13 protein-coding genes are annotated in these 16,530 nt (G+C 40.4%); 11 read left to right on the top strand and 2 right to left on the bottom strand.

Features of this window, described 5'->3' with window-relative positions; translation table 11 throughout:
* Nucleotides 1–33: 33 nt before the first annotated feature.
* From pstC to pstB (CSV69_RS01460), 4 genes are read left to right on the top strand one after another with little or no spacing between them, the layout of a single operon-like run.
* Entirely contained in the window at nucleotides 34–963 is a 930-nt protein-coding gene (gene pstC / locus CSV69_RS01445; RefSeq protein WP_199170380.1) for a phosphate ABC transporter permease subunit PstC, read from the top strand.
* A complete protein-coding gene (gene pstA / locus CSV69_RS01450; RefSeq protein WP_099692574.1) occupies nucleotides 963–1,847 on the top strand; it encodes a phosphate ABC transporter permease PstA in 885 nt (294 codons plus the stop codon). Before pstC ends, pstA begins: the two co-directional genes overlap by 1 nt.
* Nucleotides 1,848–1,890: 43 nt before the next feature.
* Nucleotides 1,891–2,691, top strand: coding sequence for a phosphate ABC transporter ATP-binding protein PstB (pstB, locus tag CSV69_RS01455; RefSeq protein ID WP_099692628.1), 801 nt, complete (start codon nucleotides 1,891–1,893; stop codon nucleotides 2,689–2,691).
* Nucleotides 2,692–2,703: 12 nt separating this feature from the next.
* A complete protein-coding gene (gene pstB / locus CSV69_RS01460; protein WP_099692575.1) occupies nucleotides 2,704–3,480 on the top strand; it encodes a phosphate ABC transporter ATP-binding protein PstB in 777 nt (258 codons plus the stop codon).
* A 94-nt stretch (nucleotides 3,481–3,574) separates the two neighbouring features.
* On the opposite strand, the gene trhO is transcribed toward pstB (CSV69_RS01460), so the two are convergent.
* Complete coding sequence (gene trhO / locus CSV69_RS01465; protein ID WP_099692576.1) at nucleotides 3,575–4,549, bottom strand: oxygen-dependent tRNA uridine(34) hydroxylase TrhO; 975 nt, start codon at nucleotides 4,547–4,549, stop codon at nucleotides 3,575–3,577.
* 389 nt (nucleotides 4,550–4,938) lie between these two features.
* Here trhO and CSV69_RS01470 point away from each other — a divergent pair, with 389 nt between their 5' ends.
* A complete protein-coding gene (locus CSV69_RS01470; RefSeq protein ID WP_085426511.1) occupies nucleotides 4,939–6,318 on the top strand; it encodes a polysaccharide deacetylase family protein in 1,380 nt (459 codons plus the stop codon).
* 192 nt (nucleotides 6,319–6,510) lie between these two features.
* Nucleotides 6,511–7,326 (top strand): DUF368 domain-containing protein, encoded by an 816-nt coding sequence (locus CSV69_RS01475; protein WP_085426510.1) that lies wholly within the window; start codon nucleotides 6,511–6,513, stop codon nucleotides 7,324–7,326.
* Between the two features lie 685 nt (nucleotides 7,327–8,011).
* Here CSV69_RS01475 and CSV69_RS01480 read toward each other — a convergent pair.
* On the bottom strand, nucleotides 8,012–9,436 hold the full coding sequence (locus tag CSV69_RS01480; RefSeq protein WP_232319618.1) for a catalase: 1,425 nt from the start codon (nucleotides 9,434–9,436) through the stop codon (nucleotides 8,012–8,014).
* A 343-nt stretch (nucleotides 9,437–9,779) separates the two neighbouring features.
* On the opposite strand from CSV69_RS01480, the gene CSV69_RS01485 reads away from it, so the two are divergent.
* From CSV69_RS01485 to cydC, 5 genes are all read left to right on the top strand, one after another.
* Nucleotides 9,780–10,265 carry a hypothetical protein gene (locus CSV69_RS01485; RefSeq protein ID WP_143560788.1) on the top strand — a complete coding sequence of 162 codons (486 nt, stop codon included), beginning with the start codon at nucleotides 9,780–9,782 and terminating at the stop codon, nucleotides 10,263–10,265.
* A gap of 353 nt (nucleotides 10,266–10,618) precedes the next feature.
* The gene (locus CSV69_RS01490; RefSeq protein WP_099692629.1) at nucleotides 10,619–12,022 is read left to right on the top strand and encodes a cytochrome ubiquinol oxidase subunit I; all 1,404 of its coding nucleotides are present in this window, start codon (nucleotides 10,619–10,621) and stop codon (nucleotides 12,020–12,022) included.
* Nucleotides 12,009–13,025 carry a cytochrome d ubiquinol oxidase subunit II gene (cydB, locus tag CSV69_RS01495; RefSeq protein WP_085426507.1) on the top strand — a complete coding sequence of 339 codons (1,017 nt, stop codon included), beginning with the start codon at nucleotides 12,009–12,011 and terminating at the stop codon, nucleotides 13,023–13,025. Before CSV69_RS01490 ends, cydB begins: the two co-directional genes overlap by 14 nt.
* Nucleotides 13,025–14,746, top strand: coding sequence for a thiol reductant ABC exporter subunit CydD (cydD, locus tag CSV69_RS01500; RefSeq protein ID WP_099692577.1), 1,722 nt, complete (start codon nucleotides 13,025–13,027; stop codon nucleotides 14,744–14,746). Before cydB ends, cydD begins: the two co-directional genes overlap by 1 nt.
* Nucleotides 14,743–16,470 (top strand): thiol reductant ABC exporter subunit CydC, encoded by a 1,728-nt coding sequence (gene cydC / locus CSV69_RS01505; RefSeq protein ID WP_099692578.1) that lies wholly within the window; start codon nucleotides 14,743–14,745, stop codon nucleotides 16,468–16,470. Before cydD ends, cydC begins: the two co-directional genes overlap by 4 nt.
* Nucleotides 16,471–16,530 lie beyond the last annotated feature (60 nt).

Here is a 16,530-nt window from a genome sequence, read left to right on the forward strand (position 1 = left end):
TAAACTTCACTAATTTCGGGAGGAGTGTATAGGATGGCAAAAATGATTAAAGAAATGGAACATCCACTGTATAGAAAAAGCAGTAAAATGCGTATGGAGCGTATTGGTAAGTGGATGACATTCCTTTCAGTTGCTTTGACAGCAGCGATTACCGCAGCCATTCTATTTTTAGTGTTTTCGAAAGGCCTATCTACTTTCATTATAAATGATGGCAGTATTAAAGATTTCTTTACAGGTACTACTTGGAACCCAGCGGAAGTAAATTCCCTGGGTAAGCCTTTTATTGGCGCCTTACCCTTTTTATTAGGTTCGATAGCCGTTACAGGAATATCTGCGTTGATTGCAGCACCACTTGCAATCGGTGCCGCAATTTTCATGAGCGAGATCGCACCAAAAACTGGAAAGAGAATCATGCAACCGGTTATTGAGTTGCTAGTAGGAATTCCTTCAGTTGTGTATGGATTTATTGGTTTAACTGCAGTTGTACCATTTCTGCGTAATCTGTTTCCCGGCAGTGGATTCGGTATTGCAGCAGGTACGATTGTACTATCTATTATGATTTTACCAACTGTCACAAGTTTAGCGCTAGATGCTATTCAAGCGGTTCCCCGTTCATTGCGTGAAGCCTCTTTGGCGCTAGGCTCCACCAGGTGGCAAATGATTTGTAAAGTCGTATTAAAAACAGCGAAACCTGGCTTGATGATGGCTATTATATTCGGAATGGCACGCGCATTTGGCGAAGCACTAGCTGTACAGATGGTCATCGGGAATGCTTCTGTCATTCCACATTCATTATTTGAGCCAGCTTCGACGATTACTAGTATTTTAACAATGGGCATGGGTTATACCGTGATGGGCCAAGTAGAAAATAATGCGCTTTGGTCACTTGCACTCATACTTTTGGTGATGTCCCTATTCTTCACGATTACAGTTCGAATGATTGGAAAGGGGAAAAGTAGCTAATGTCAGCAAAAAGTAAAGATCAACTCGCTACAGTTGGATTATATGTAATTGTTGGAATGATCATTACGGTCTTGGCAGGATTGCTTGGATTTGTCTTTGTAAAAGGAATTCCGCAACTCAGCTGGCAATTTATCACGTCTCCTCCACAGATTTTTAAAGAGGGTGGCGGAGTTGGCCCTCAACTGTTTAATTCATTTTATTTACTCGTGTTGACACTGATTATTTCGATCCCCATTGCGATTGGGGCTGGAATTTATTTAGCGGAATATGCAAAAGACAATTGGTTCATTCGTTGTATTCGTGTACTCATCGAAGTGCTTTCTTCTTTGCCGTCGATTGTAGTAGGACTGTTCGGATTTTTGTTTTTCGTTTTGTATATGGGTTGGGGTTTTTCAATTATATCGGGCGCCTTTGCACTATCCGTGTTCAATCTACCCTTATTAGTCCGAGTGGTTGAACAATCAATCAGTAACGTCCCTAAATCGCAGCGCGAAGCAGGGTGGGCGCTCGGTTTTTCAAAATGGGAAACAATTACGACTATCATACTTCCAGCAGCTCTTCCTGGTATTGTCACAGGTGTCATACTGGCATCCGGAAGAGTATTCGGAGAGGCAGCTGCTCTAATTTACACAGCCGGAATGAGTACACCGATTATAGACTTCACTAATTGGAATCCACTGTCACCTACATCCCCTTTAAATCCATTTAGACCGGCCGAAACAATGGCAGTTCATATTTGGAAAATTAACGGAGAAGGTATTATGCCGGACGCATCAGCTATTTCTGACGGAGCAGCTGCATTATTAATTATTTCAATTTTATTCTTTAATTTCACATCACGTTTTATTGGGAATGTACTGTTTAAAAAGATGAGTGCCAACTAAAAGGAGGATCCATATGCAATCAGTTGCATTACAGCCTGTTACAATGAAAACGAATAGAACCAAACTGGCAGACAGTCCCGATTTTCAACAAAGTTCCGTGCTGCAAACTACTAATTTGTCGGTGTATTATGGTGACCATCGTGCTGTGGATCAAGTTAGTCTAACCTTCCCGAAACAATCCGTTACGGCATTAATCGGTCCATCGGGATGTGGTAAATCGACTTTCCTGCGTTCGATTAATCGAATGAATGATGACATCGACCAATGTCGTACGGAAGGAGAAATCTTTTATGAGGGGATAGAACTACATTCACCTCGTGTGAATTTACATGAGATACGCAAACAGATTGGAATGGTATTTCAAAGACCTATACCGTTTGCCAAATCTATATTCAAAAACGTTGCCTCTGGACCTATACGACATGGAGTGAAGGATAAGGCAGAATTACAAAGAATCGTAGAAGACAGTCTGAAAAAAGCCGCACTGTGGGATGAAGTGAAAGATCAATTACATACTTCAGCCATGCGCCTTTCTGGTGGGCAACAACAACGCCTTTGTATCGCTAGAGCACTTGCGATGCAGCCGAGCGTATTATTACTGGATGAACCTGCATCTGCACTTGATCCTGTATCTACAGCAAAAATAGAAGAACTGATTTCACAGTTAAAAAAAGACTATACAATCGTGATTGTGACACATAATATGCAACAGGCCGCGCGTATTTCTGATGAAGTAGCCTATTTTTACATGGGGCGTGTAGTTGAACATGGTTCCACTGAACAGATTTTCAATAATCCACGTCATGAACAAACCGCACACTACATTAATGGACGTATAGGATAGGGGAGATTAGTGATGAAGGTAGCGGAAACTAGAAGACAAACAGTTATTCAAACTGAAAGTCTACAATTCTTTTATGACAGCTATCATGCACTGAAGAATATAAATTTGAAGTTCGAAGAGCAGAAAATCACTGCACTCATAGGACCATCTGGCTGTGGAAAATCCACCTTTTTACGAACAATAAATCGTATGAATGATTTGATTCCTGGAGTGCGAACGGAAGGAGCAATCTGGATTGGTGAAGAAAATATAACAGATACTTCTATTGATCCGGTAGAGCTTCGAAAGAAAGTAGGAATGGTGTTTCAACATGCTTCTGTCTTTCCGTTTTCGATTTATGAGAACATCGCTTATGGACCTCGTATTCACGGAGAAAACAATAAAACAGTACTCGATAATATCGTCGAGGAGAATTTGCGCTCTGCCGCACTATGGGATGAAGTAAAAGATCAATTACATCAATCTGCCACTGGTTTATCTGGTGGACAGCAGCAACGGTTAACCATTGCACGCACACTAGCAACTAAACCGAGTATATTATTAATGGATGAACCAACATCTGCATTGGATCCTATCTCTACTGCGAAAGTGGAAGAGCTGATACAAACGTTAAAAGCGCAGTATACAATCATCATTGTAACGCATAATATGCAACAAGCCGCGAGAATTTCTGACTTCACAGCATTTTTCTTAAATGGAGAAGTCAAAGAGTATGGACAGACAGAAAAAATATTTAACGAACCCGTATTTTCTGAAACAAAAGACTACATAGCAGGAAAATTTGGTTAAGTATGGGGTGAATAATATATCGGTACTTTAATCATACATTACATATGATAACAAAAAGCCAGCTCCCTGTTATAGGAAGCTGGCTATTCATCTATTAAGAAATCATTTCGCTTGCGTGTAATTCTTTGATTTTAGCTATACGTGCATCGTATTCGTCCACTGTCATATCGTGTTCAACGAAATAACGGTTACGAGGATGTGTGCGGCAATCGTCTGAACAGCTACGCATATAAAGGTGTTCATTTTCTTCGGAACATAGAATCTTCGCATTACATTCGGGATTCGCACAGTTAACGTATCGTTCGCAAGGAGTTCCATCAAAGTGGTCACGACCTACAATGACATGTTCTACTTGGTTAATCGGAACGGCAATGCGCTCGTCAAATACGTAGCACTGGCCATCCCATAACTGACCTTTTGCTTCAGGATCTTTACCGTAAGAAACAATTCCACCATGTAAATGTGCAACGTCTTCAAATCCTTCACGCTTTAACCAGCCTGTGAACTTCTCACAACGAATTCCACCCGTACAATAGGCAAGAATCTTCTTACCTTCAAGTTGTTCTTTGTTTTCATTTACCCATTCAGGAAGATCACGGAAGTTCTCAATATCCGGGCGGATCGCACCACGGAAATGACCTAGGTCATACTCATAATCATTACGAGCATCTAATATAACCGTATTCTCTTCTTGCATTTGCTGTAAAAACTGTTCAGGTTCTAGATATTCGCCCGTCAGTTCCAATGGATTGACGTCTTCAGGTAAGCTTAGGTTTACAATCTCTGGACGATAGCGAACATGCATTTTTTTGAAAGCATGGCGATCTGTTTCATCGATCTTGAACCATACATCAGCGAATCGAGGATCGGCTTTCATATGCTCCATATACGCATCCGTCTGTTCAACTGTTCCAGAGCAAGTACCATTGATTCCTTCTGATCCAACTAGGATACGTCCCTTTAATCCAGTTTCTTTGCAAAATGCCAAGTGTGAAGCCGCAAATTCTTCAGGTTCCTCAATCGTTACATACTTATAAAACAATAAAACCCGATAGTCTTTCTCTTCCATATAAATTACCGCCTTCTGTTTAATCTTTGCAATAGACAACAGCCGAGATCGGTGTGTACAAAGGGATAATTATCCCTTGAACCCGAAGTTGCAAAATTCGAGCCTTGAATAGTATAGCATAATTTTATTTTTGAGAAAAGGATTCTAAAGTTATTTCACATAACTGTTCAGTATAAAGTAACTAGCGGGAATGGGCGCAACCTTGTATCACCCATTATTTATTGTATACTAGTAGATAGAAAAACAGGAAAGTTATAGCTTTTAGCTGCATAAGAATATATCATTAAAATGTAGAATAGCTTTGTGTTTTAAAGGGTATAGTAGGTCAATTACAAATAAATTGTAATTAGCTCTTAAATGTAGGGCGCTGTGTTATAAAGGAGTTTTTTATGAAAATCACAAATACAAAACGACGTTCACCATGGATTGACAAGATATTTATCATAGCGATTGTCGTCATGACATCTGTTGCTTTTATATTAATAATGAATGTAATGAAAAACCATAAAGATCAAGGGCCTATTAAACAAGCAACGCACGAGATTATACCTGAGCCAAAACAAGAAGTAGCAGTAGAGTCCATTACATCATCCTATCCAGGAATTAAAGAGTTTGTGGAGACAGCTAATGGAGCACAGTATCCGTTTACCATTCACTATCCACAAACCGAGTATGATGGGTTCAATCAACAAGTGCTAGATTATGTAGAAGAATTAAAAACAACGTATGCTACAGAGCAAAAAAAGAATAACCGAGTGTCAAAGTTGGATGTATCTTTTGAAACGCTTCAGCATCTTTCGGGGAACTATTCGTTTGTCATGCGGGCTGTGACATATTTTGCTGATAAGGATAGTCAAGTGGAAATGCATACGTTTCATATCAATCCTGAAACTGGCAACGAATTAGCGATTCAGGATATTGTGGATCATAACCTGGAAAAGTTAAAGCGTATGGCGAGTGTAGTGCGTGACGAAATTCATCATAGTCCTTTACTTAAGGATGATGTGATTGACGAAAGCGTGTGGCAACCAACAGAGCCGATGTGGGTAAACTATCAGAACTTTGCTTTAACCGATGATTCCTTAATTTTATACTTTGGAACTGGTGAATTTACTAAACGTCAAGCTGGACCGGCAACAGTAGAGATTCCATTGAATAAATTGAATCCATTCATTGCGAAGAGGTTCCAAGTAGCAACAGATGATACCAAAAAAGAAAAGACGATTGCGTTGACGTTTGATGATGGACCGGATCCTATATATACAGAAAGAATTTTAAAAACACTTGATAAATACAATGCGAAAGCTACATTCTTTATGCTTGGCAATAGAGTCCATTCATACCCTGCAATTGCCAAGAAGGTAGCAGAAGCTGGCCATGAGATAGGTAATCACTCATGGAATCACCCTTCATTGACCGGGGTTACGGATACTGAACTTTTAAGTGAAGTGACAGGCACCTCAGATATAATAAAAGCAGCTACAGGAAAAACGGCTACTGTTTTCAGACCGCCATATGGGGCTATTGATGATCGTGTACGAGAAAGCACGAAATTACCTGTGGTGTTATGGAACGTGGATACATTAGACTGGGAGCATCATGATCCAGAGCTGTTATTAGAACATGTTACGGAAGCAACCCGTGCAGGAAGCATAATTTTAATGCATGATATTCATAAATCTACAGCAGATGGACTGGACGCGGTGCTCGAGAATCTACAGTCTCAAGGCTATAAATTCGTGACAGTATCTGAAATGGACGATTATTAATCGTGAAGTTGTTTCATTGTTTTAGTTTAACAATGGAACAACTTTTGTTTTGTATAGTCCTATTTAGGTACGGATATTCATATAGTGTTCAAACAGTTGTAATATCTAAAGAAAGAAAAAGTTGTGAACTGTAAATAGTGCAGCACAGCATGATATACTAAACAGAATGAAATCATTGGGGGAACAACAGGCATGGAATGGAGAAATTTATATCGTGGTTTTTTGATGGGAATCAGTGACTTGGTTCCTGGAGTTAGTGGCGGAACAATTGCATTCATATTAGGGATCTATGATCAGTTACTCATCTCGATTAGTGGATTTTTTAGTAAGGACTGGAAGAAGCATATCGGATTTCTTCTACCTCTTGGTATCGGGATGGGCGCAACGATCGTTCTATTCAGTAAGGTCATCTCATATTTGCTGAAGCATTATCACGAACCTACTCAGTACTTCTTTTTAGGATTAATTATTGGTGTCATTCCATTTGTTTCAAAGCAAGCAGGCTTAAAACAAAATTTTAAATTACATCATATAATATTAATGCTACTAGTGGCCGCAGCATTGGCTTCTACCGCTTTTTTGAATCCTATTGCTCCAATAACTATTACACATCTAACAGTTAAGAGTACTATCATCTTATTCCTTTCAGGATGGGCAGGCAGTATGGCAATGCTATTACCAGGAGTAAGTGGATCATTCGTTTTGCTGTTGCTAGGCGTTTATGCGACGGTCATTACGGCAATATCAGACTTTAATATACCGATTATCATTGCAACAGGATGCGGAATCGTATTTGGATTTATCATTAGCAGTAAAGTCATACGTTATTTACTTTCCCATTTCCACACGGGAATGTTTGCTGTCATCATAGGATTAATCCTAGGGTCGATTTTCGTAATTTTCCCAGGAATGCCTGAGAGTGGTACACCGTTCGTCATGAGTGTAATCGCCATCGTACTTGGGCTGTTGATTGCTAACATTTTAAATGGTGTAGGCGATAAAGCATAGAATGAAAAGAAGCTATCGAAGAAGTCATTACTTTTATGACATCTAGTGATAGCTTCTTTTTAATGTAAGAAATTATGAGGAGAGGAGAAGAGAGATAGTAGTTGGAATTTGGATTGTAAATGATGTTCTCTCAACGCTTCGTTTATGCTCGCAAAAGCCGTACTTCGCTATGGCCCTCGCTCTAGTCGGATGCGTTCTGGAGGGCGGGTGTTTCACCTGTTCCACTAATTCGCCCAGAGCCGCTTGCCACTCCAATATCTTGCAAAGTTAGAAAAGATAATCTTTGTGACGCATTAAATTTAAGCTTGTAATAGGTATTGTAATTTTGGTCTTGAATTTAAATAAATCAAAAACACAATCATAATTCAGTTACCAACTTCAGTGAGTTATCTAAGTACCTCCACACAATAAGAAGGATGGTAGCGGAAGTTGGGGGTGACTCCTGATGGATCAGCCCGATCAGGTGAGACAACCAAAAAGGAGCACAGCGACTTGGTTGGCTCACCGCGGGCCCATAGGAAAGCATCCCCCAACTGGAGCTTCCATCCCGAACCATTCACAAACTCGCTCTCAACTTCTAAAGCAATCGCCCTTGAACTTAACTCTTCATTAGATTATAAACTCGATCCCATAATAAAAGAGATGCCCCATTGTAACTTTCGGGACATCTCTTTTTTATATAAACTTACTCTTCAACAATCGTTGTCGTGTTTTCAATATCTACATCAGCCATTGGAATATCCAAAGCTTTTGCTACACCTTCACCGTATTTCGGATCTGCCAAGTAGCAGTGGCGAATATGCTTGATTTTAATCTCTTTCGGTGCATCACCCATATTACGCGCAGTATTATCAAATAAACGCTGCTGCTCCTCCAAGTTCAATAAATTGAACAACTTTCCTGGTTGTGTGAAGTAATCATCATCATCTTCACGGAAATCCCAGTGGTCTGCGTCGCCATGAATTTTTAGTGGCGGCTCTTTGAAGTCCGGCTGTTCTTGCCACTCACCGTAGCTGTTTGGCTCGTAGTGAGTAGTAGAGCCTAAATTGCCATCAACGCGCATTGCACCATCGCGGTGGAAGCTGTGGAACGGACATTTAGGTGCGTTAACAGGAATCTGGTGATGATTGACACCTAAACGGTAACGTTGTGCATCGCCATAAGAGAATAGACGAGCCTGTAACATCTTATCAGGTGAGAATCCAATACCTGGAACGACCGCTGCTGGTGTAAATGCTGCTTGCTCTACTTCAGCAAAGTAGTTTTCAGGATTGCGGTTCAATTCAAATTCACCGACTTCAATTAAAGGGAAGTCTTTTTTATACCAAACTTTTGTTAAGTCAAATGGATTGTATGGCATGTTCATTGCTTCTTCTTCTGTCATAACTTGAATGTACATTTTCCATTTAGGAAAATTGCCATTGTCGATGTTAGTTAGCAAATCGCGTTGTGAACTCTCACGATCTGTTGCAACTGTTGCTGCAGCCTCTTCATCTGTCATGTTTTCAATACCTTGCTGGGAACGGAAGTGGAACTTCACCCAGTGGCGTTCGTTGTTTGCATTGATCATGCTGAATGTGTGGCTACCAAAACCGTGCATTTCACGGAATGAACGAGGAATACCGCGGTCGCTCATTAAAATAGTAATTTGGTGTAATGCTTCAGGAAGTCCAGTCCAGAAATCCCAGTTGTTTGTTGGGCTACGTAAGTTTGTACGTGGATCACGTTTTACTGCGTGATTCAAGTCAGGGAATTGCAATGCATCACGGAAGAAGAATACAGGTGTATTGTTTCCGACCATGTCCCAGTTTCCTTCTTCAGTATAGAACTTCAAAGAAAATCCGCGGATATCGCGCTCTGCATCTGCTGCACCACGTTCGCCCGCAACAGTGGAGAAGCGTGCGAACATCTCAGTTTGTTTACCAATCTCTGAGAATAGCTTTGCTTTCGTATATTTTGTAATATCATGCGTTACAGTGAAAGTACCATATGCTCCAGAGCCTTTTGCGTGCATACGACGTTCAGGAATTACTTCACGGTCAAAATGCGCCAATTTCTCAAGCAACCATACATCTTGTAATAAAAGTGGGCCACGTGGACCCGCTGACATAGAGTTTTGGTTATCAACTACAGGTGCACCCGCAGCGGTTGTTAGTTTTCTTTTTTGAGAATTACTATCATTGTTATTCAAAATACATTCCTCCCCGGTTGTTGGTTTATAATCTATGAATACTATTATACTAAAGCTAAATCAAAAAAGATAGCCTTATTTATAATAATTATCAACTGGTAATAGTTATTAATAAGTATAGGTTATTATGTACTGTATATTCATCATAATTTGTTGCCAACCATTTGTCTAGAAATACGAATTAAATTAAGTATAATTGTAGAATGATGTATAATAATAATAGAAATTGTTTTAATAGAAAGGACATCAATCTATGAGCTTTATGAAGAAATGGATTTTGTATGCCGTTGTACTTAGCTGTTTATCGGTAGCGTTAGTGGCGTGCAGTGACAAAGAAGAAGCAGCACCAAAAGAAAAGACACCTGAACTAACTCCTGAGATTCCAGAAGAAGAGGAAATCATAGTTCCTGCTGTGGAAGATGAAAAGATATTTCAAGAAGTGGTTAGTCAACTCGAGGTAGCAGGATTCACAGTAAGCGAACCAGCAGAAGCAGCAATCGATATGTTTAGGGCGGAAAGTGGCATGACATTGAATATTAACGGCGATGCTTTACTTCCATTACATCTCTATAAATTAGATCCATCTGACAAGCGTTTGGAAATAGTCGACGAGACAGGGAATCTTCCTGTATATATTGGTAGTAAGACAGAGAAATTAGCCGTAAGACGAATAGATAACTTCATTATACATCTGCATAAAGGACACCCTGATTATGATGAGATTATGAAAGTAATAGATAAAATCTAAATTAACAACTTGCTTCCTACTATATAGGTAGCAAGTTTTTTTATATATTAGCGTGGTTAAAGAAAGAGGGAGGTACTGTTTATTGACATTACAGGCAGAAGACTTTCGCCTAATGTGAATTGTCTTCTCGCTTTCAAACAACTGCTACTGGTAGATCTAGAGAGGAAATCCACTGAAATCCATTCAAACCGGCACTTTTTGGACCTTGTTACAAAGCTGCCATAACTTATAGACAGTTTTGACATAAGTTCGCAGGTTTGTAACAGGAATATCGTACATACTTCACGAACTTTTTTTCCTTCTGCGTTATTCTAGATAATAGAAACACAGATCGAAAGGAGATCAACAACATGTTGGAAGAAGTCTTATTAGCTAGAATCCAATTCGCATCTACTACATTGTTTCACTTCATTTTCGTCCCTTTGTCCATCGGCCTGGCACTGATCATTGCGATCATGCAAACGATGTATGCAGTGAAGAAAGATGAAATTTACTTAAAAATGACGAAATTCTGGAGTGTTTTCTTTCTTATAAACTTTGCGATTGGTGTAGTAACGGGAATCATTCAAGAGTTTCAATTCGGAATGAACTGGTCAGCCTACTCGAGATTCGTTGGAGATATCTTCGGAGCTCCACTAGCAGTAGAAGCGTTACTAGCATTCTTCTTAGAGTCTACATTTATTGGGATTTGGATCTTCGGTTGGAATAAGCTTCCGAAGAAATTACACTTAGCGTGTATTTGGTTAGTATCGATCGGTACGGTCATGTCAGCCTTCTGGATTTTAGCTGCGAATTCGTTCATGCAAAATCCAACAGGTTATGTATTACAAAATGGCCGTGCGGAAATGAATGATGTTGTGGCTGTCTTAACAAATGAAAAACTATGGGTTGCGTTCCCACATACGATTTTTGGTAGTTTTGCTACCGGTGCATTCTTCGTAGTTGGTGTCAGCGCATGGTACTTGATAAAAAAACGTAAAGTAGATTTCTTTAAGAAGTCTTTAACGATTTCACTAGTAGTCGGTATGTTATCAGGTCTTGGAATAGCATTTACTGGTCACGCACAAGCACAGTATTTGATGCATGCTCAACCAATGAAAATGGCTGCAGCGGAAGCGCTGTGGGAAGATAGTGGAGACCCGGCTGCTTGGACGTTGTTCGCCAAGATTGACGTGGAAAATCGTGAGACAACGAAACGTATCGATATACCCTACATGTTGAGCTATTTAACATATAGTGAATTTAAAGGGAAAGTTTCAGGTATGAACGCACTGGAACAACAAATGATTGATAAGCATGGAGAAGGCGAATATCTTCCACCAGTGAAAACAACATTTTGGAGCTTCCGTATAATGGTGGTTACGGGCGGAACACTACTAGGGTTAGGTGCAATGGGTCTATTCTTGTTGTTCCGTAAGAAGATAGTAGAATCTGTTTGGTTCTTGCGACTTCTAATAGTAGGGATATTCTTACCGTTCATAGGTAACTCATTTGGTTGGATCATGTCTGAAATGGGACGACAACCTTGGGTAGTAAACGGTTTGATGAAAACGGCTGATGGTATTTCACCAAACGTTTCAGCGGGGCAGATTCTGTTTTCACTCATTTCTTTCTCTACTATTTATACGATCCTAGGTATCATCATGGTCGTATTATTTGTGAAATTTATTCAACGAGGTCCAGAAGAGCAGCCGGAAGAGGATGTATCGGCAACTGATCCGTTTGAAACAGGGGGTGCAGGACATGCCATTAAGTGATATCTGGTTTATATTGATCGGTGTCCTCTTCACAGGATTTATCTTTTTGGAAGGGTTTGACTTTGGTGTAGGAATGAGCACGAAGTTCTTAGCACGTAATGATTTGGAAAAGCGGGTCGTGATGAATACAATCGGACCTGTTTGGGATGCGAATGAAGTGTGGCTGATTACTGCAGGGGGCGCGATGTTTGCAGCTTTCCCACACTGGTATGCGACAGCGTTCAGTGGGTTTTATCTTCCTTTCGTCGTCCTGTTATTGGCTTTTATCATACGAGGCGTTGCCTTTGAGTTTCGCAATAAAGTGGATTCAAAAGCTTGGGTCAAAACATGGGACTGGGCTGTTTTCATCGGTAGTATCTTACCACCATTCCTATTTGGGGTGTTCTTCACGAGTTTAATCCGTGGATTACCGATTGATGGAGACATGAACATGTATGCGAGCTTTACCGATTTCGTAAATGTCTACACAGTTATTGGCGGTGTGACGTTTGTTCTATTATCGTATTTGCACGGGTTGCTGTTCATTGGATTGAAAACGGTAGACGAGTTACGAGAGCGAGCAAATACAGCGGCACGTAAAGTGTATGCATTGACAGGCGTGTTCCTCGTATTGTTCATCATCTTCACATATTTGGACACAGACGCCTTTACAGATCATGGAGCTATTTTGATTCCTCTGTATAGTTTGGCGGTTATATTGTACGGTTTACTGTTCTTCTTCTTGAAAACTAAACGAGAAGGACTGAGCTTTACAATGACTGGTTTAGTGTTAATCATTGTTATGGCTAACTTTTTCATCGCGCTATTCCCGAATGTGATGATCAGCTCAATGGATCCTGCATTTAATATGTCGATTGCAGAAGCAGCTTCAGGAGAATATTCACTGAAAATCATGACGATCGTAGCGTTTACTATGGTGCCAATCGTTTTGGCGTATACAATTTGGAGTTATTACGTGTTCCGTAAACGGTTGACAGGTGATAAGGAGCATCTAGAATACTAATGGATAAATACTTGCTTCAATACAAAGGAAGTAAACAAGTGATGGCATTGATTGGACTACTTACTGTAGTTCAGTCTATTGCCATTGTTTTTCAAGCGATTTATTTAGCAAAAGCGATTACACAATTGTTCCAAGGTGCAGATTGGAGTGAAGCACTTCGGTCATTTGTGATTTTTGTCGTAGCAAACAGTGTACGTCACGTGATCCAATGGTCGAAGGAACGGATTTCATATCGCTTTGCCGATCTAACAGCAAAGGATTATGAGCAACAATTAGTAAAGAAAATCTTTGATCTTGGTCCTCAAGTTGTGGGGAAATATGGTTCTGGACATTTGGTGACGCTTGGTTTAGAAGGTGTCCCGAAGTTCAGAAAGTATGTAGAATTGCTTATACCGCGGACGTTAGCGATGGCCGTTGTTCCGTTTGTTATTGTGGTATATGTCTTTACTCTAGATATTATGTCAGCTGTGACGCTCATTATAGTCTTGCCAATTCTCATCATTTTCTTAATTTTGATCGGATTGGTTTCGAAGAAGAAAATTGATGAACAGATGGATACGTACCGTTTATTATCTCGACATTTCGTTGACTCTTTACGGGGTATTGTGACGTTGAAATACTTGGGACGCAGCCGAGCACACGAAGAATCTATTGCGATTGTAAGCAATAAATACCGCATTGCGACAAATCGTTCATTGCGCTATGCGTTTCTATCTTCATTTTCATTGGATTTCTTTGCAAGTCTTTCCGTAGCGGTAGTGGCGGTTGAACTTGGCCTGCGATTGATCAATGGACAAATTCTTCTTGAACCATCATTAGCTATTTTGATTTTAGCGCCGGAATTTTTCTCACCTGTTAGAGAGTTGGGGAATGACTTCCATGCGACAGCTGATGGTAAGGACGCGAGCTTACAAATCCACAGTATATTAGAAGAGGAAACAAAGGTTCAGCCAGTAGTTGCTTCACCGATTGCAGCTTGGAATGACAAATCAAGACTTGAATTGCGTACGGTCGAAGTCAAAATGGGGGAACAAACCATTTTTGAAGACTTGAATTTAGAATTAAACGGATTTACAAAAGTAGGTGTCATCGGTCATTCAGGTGCAGGAAAGTCAACGTTGATTGATGTACTATCTGGATTCACACTTCCGACGGCCGGAAGTTTTAGGCTTGACGGACAAGAATTACCGCATCTCGCTGTTGCAGACTGGCAAAATCAAATTGCTTACATTCCACAACATCCAACGATATTTCCGGATACTGTCATTGGAAATATTCGCTTTTATGAACCCGACGCTTCTTTGCAGGAAGTACAGGATGCAGCAGAACGTGTAGGTTTGGATCAGTTAATTGCGACATTCCCTTTAGGTTACGAAGAACGGATCGGTGCGGGTGGACGCGTGCTTAGTGGTGGGGAAGAACAACGGATTGCTTTAGCGCGTTCGTTACTGCAACGTCGTCAGATTTTATTATTCGATGAGCCGACTGCACACTTAGATATTGAAACAGAGCATGAATTAAAGCAAATGATTTTACCGCTTCTAAAAGATAAACTCGTTGTGTTTGCTACGCATCGTATTCATTGGATGCAAGAAATGGATACCATAGTAGTACTTGAAAACGGTAAAGTGGTAGAAACGGGCTCTCACGAACAATTATTGAAACAAGACGGAGCCTATTGTCGTTTACTGGAAGCGCGTGGAAGGGGGCATGCTGTATGAACTTGTACCAACAACATATACTTCCCTATGCCCGTAAATATAATAAAACGATACTATCGACTATACTGCTCGGAACACTGACCATTCTCTCAGCTGCGATGTTGACCTTTACGTCAGGATATTTAATATCCCGTACATCGGAAAGGCCTGAAACGATACTACTCGTTTATATTCCGATCGTGGCAGTTCGGACATTCGGTATTTCGCGTGCAGCCTTACGATATGTAGAGCGTTTACTTGGCCATAATGCTGTATTGAAAATTATTGCGGATATGCGGGTGCAGCTATATCACGTACTAGAGCCGCAAGCATTATTCATCCGTTCACGTTTTCAGACGGGTGATTTACTTGGGGCACTAGCGGATGATATTGAACATTTACAGGATGTCTATATCCGTACGCTGTTTCCGACCGTCATCGGTTTATTTTTATTCAGTTTCTCTGTCATTGTGCTGGCAATCTATGACTGGAAGTTTGCGCTTATTATGGCTGTGTTACTAGCAATCGTGACGTTTATGTATCCTATGCTGTCACTTTATATGATGAAGAAAAACCAGCTGCAATCGAAAAAACTTCACAGTCAGTTGTATAATACGATGACAGAAGGTATTTTTGGTTTACGTGACTGGATCATCAGTGGCAGGAAAGAACAATTCCTTGCGTCATTTAAAGAGGAAAGTCATGCAAGCCACGCTATTGATAAAAAACTGGCGTATTGGCAACAGTCTCGGACGATGCAATTGCAAATTTTCTCAGGGCTACTAGTCTTAGTCGTCGGAGTTTGGGCAGGACAGCAAGCCGCAGCAGGTTCATTGGCGCCAACGTATATTGCTGCATTTACATTGGTTACGTTGCCGATTTTAGAAGGATTGATTCCCATATCGTTTGCAATAGAACGTTTACCTGCTTATGAAGCATCCTTGCAAAGGATTGATGCGATCCATCAGCAAAATACTGCAGTGGATCAAAAAGCAATGGAGCTTGGTAATGTAGAAGAAGCGACTATTGAACTCGACAATGTAAGTTATCGGTATGAAGGTCAGAAAGAAAATGCGGTTCAGCATATTTCACTGACGATTCAACCTGGAGAAAAAGTTGCTGTACTTGGTAAAAGTGGCGCAGGTAAGTCTACTCTCATACAGCTTTTATTAGGCACAGTTCAGCCAACAAGCGGACACGTACATGTCAATCAAAAACCTGCATCGCTGTATGGCGACTCTATATATGAGGTGATGAGCGTCTTAAATCAAAAACCTTATCTTTTCGCAACAACTGTTCAAAACAATATTAAACTTGGCGATGCATTCGCAACTACTGAAGATGTACAACGAGTAGCTGAACAAGTTGGTTTGTATGAGTACTTGCAATCACTTCCTGAGGGCTTGAAAACCCAAATGGAGGAAACAGGACAACGATTCTCAGGTGGAGAGCGTCAGCGGTTTGCACTGGCTAGAATTTTATTGAAACAAACGCCGGTTGTCGTTTTGGATGAGCCGACTGTTGGGTTAGATCCTGTGACTGAACATTCTCTTGTAGAAACTCTTCATCACTCTCTAAAAGATAAAACGGTCGTATGGATTACACATCACTTAATGGGTATGGAAAAAATGGACCGTATTATTTTCATGGATCATGGTGAAATCATCATGGATGGGACACATAAAGAATTATTAGCTACGAATGAAAGATATCAACAGCTATATGCATTGGATCAAGGTATGTGAATTTCTTGAATTACAATTCAGACTAAGAACGACTTATAAAAAGGACGACGCCATTTCTTA

Origin of the sequence: Sporosarcina sp. P26b (genome assembly GCF_002743245.1) — a bacterium.
Classification (GTDB): domain Bacteria; phylum Bacillota; class Bacilli; order Bacillales_A; family Planococcaceae; genus Sporosarcina; species Sporosarcina ureae_C.

Bases quoted from the DNA above. Each gene is read 5' to 3' on its own strand.
- pstC (WP_199170380.1), top strand. From the start codon at position 34: ATGGCAAAAATGATTAAAGAAATGGAACATCCACTGTATAGAAAAAGC.
- pstA (WP_099692574.1), top strand. From the start codon at position 963: ATGTCAGCAAAAAGTAAAGATCAACTCGCTACAGTTGGATTATATGTA.
- pstB (WP_099692628.1), top strand. From the start codon at position 1,891: ATGAAAACGAATAGAACCAAACTGGCAGACAGTCCCGATTTTCAACAA.
- pstB (WP_099692575.1), top strand. From the start codon at position 2,704: ATGAAGGTAGCGGAAACTAGAAGACAAACAGTTATTCAAACTGAAAGT.
- trhO (WP_099692576.1), bottom strand. From the start codon at position 4,549: ATGGAAGAGAAAGACTATCGGGTTTTATTGTTTTATAAGTATGTAACG.
- CSV69_RS01470 (WP_085426511.1), top strand. From the start codon at position 4,939: ATGAAAATCACAAATACAAAACGACGTTCACCATGGATTGACAAGATA.
- CSV69_RS01475 (WP_085426510.1), top strand. From the start codon at position 6,511: ATGGAATGGAGAAATTTATATCGTGGTTTTTTGATGGGAATCAGTGAC.
- CSV69_RS01480 (WP_232319618.1), bottom strand. From the start codon at position 9,436: ATGTCAGCGGGTCCACGTGGCCCACTTTTATTACAAGATGTATGGTTG.
- CSV69_RS01485 (WP_143560788.1), top strand. From the start codon at position 9,780: ATGAAGAAATGGATTTTGTATGCCGTTGTACTTAGCTGTTTATCGGTA.
- cydB (WP_085426507.1), top strand. From the start codon at position 12,009: ATGCCATTAAGTGATATCTGGTTTATATTGATCGGTGTCCTCTTCACA.
- cydD (WP_099692577.1), top strand. From the start codon at position 13,025: ATGGATAAATACTTGCTTCAATACAAAGGAAGTAAACAAGTGATGGCA.
- cydC (WP_099692578.1), top strand. From the start codon at position 14,743: ATGAACTTGTACCAACAACATATACTTCCCTATGCCCGTAAATATAAT.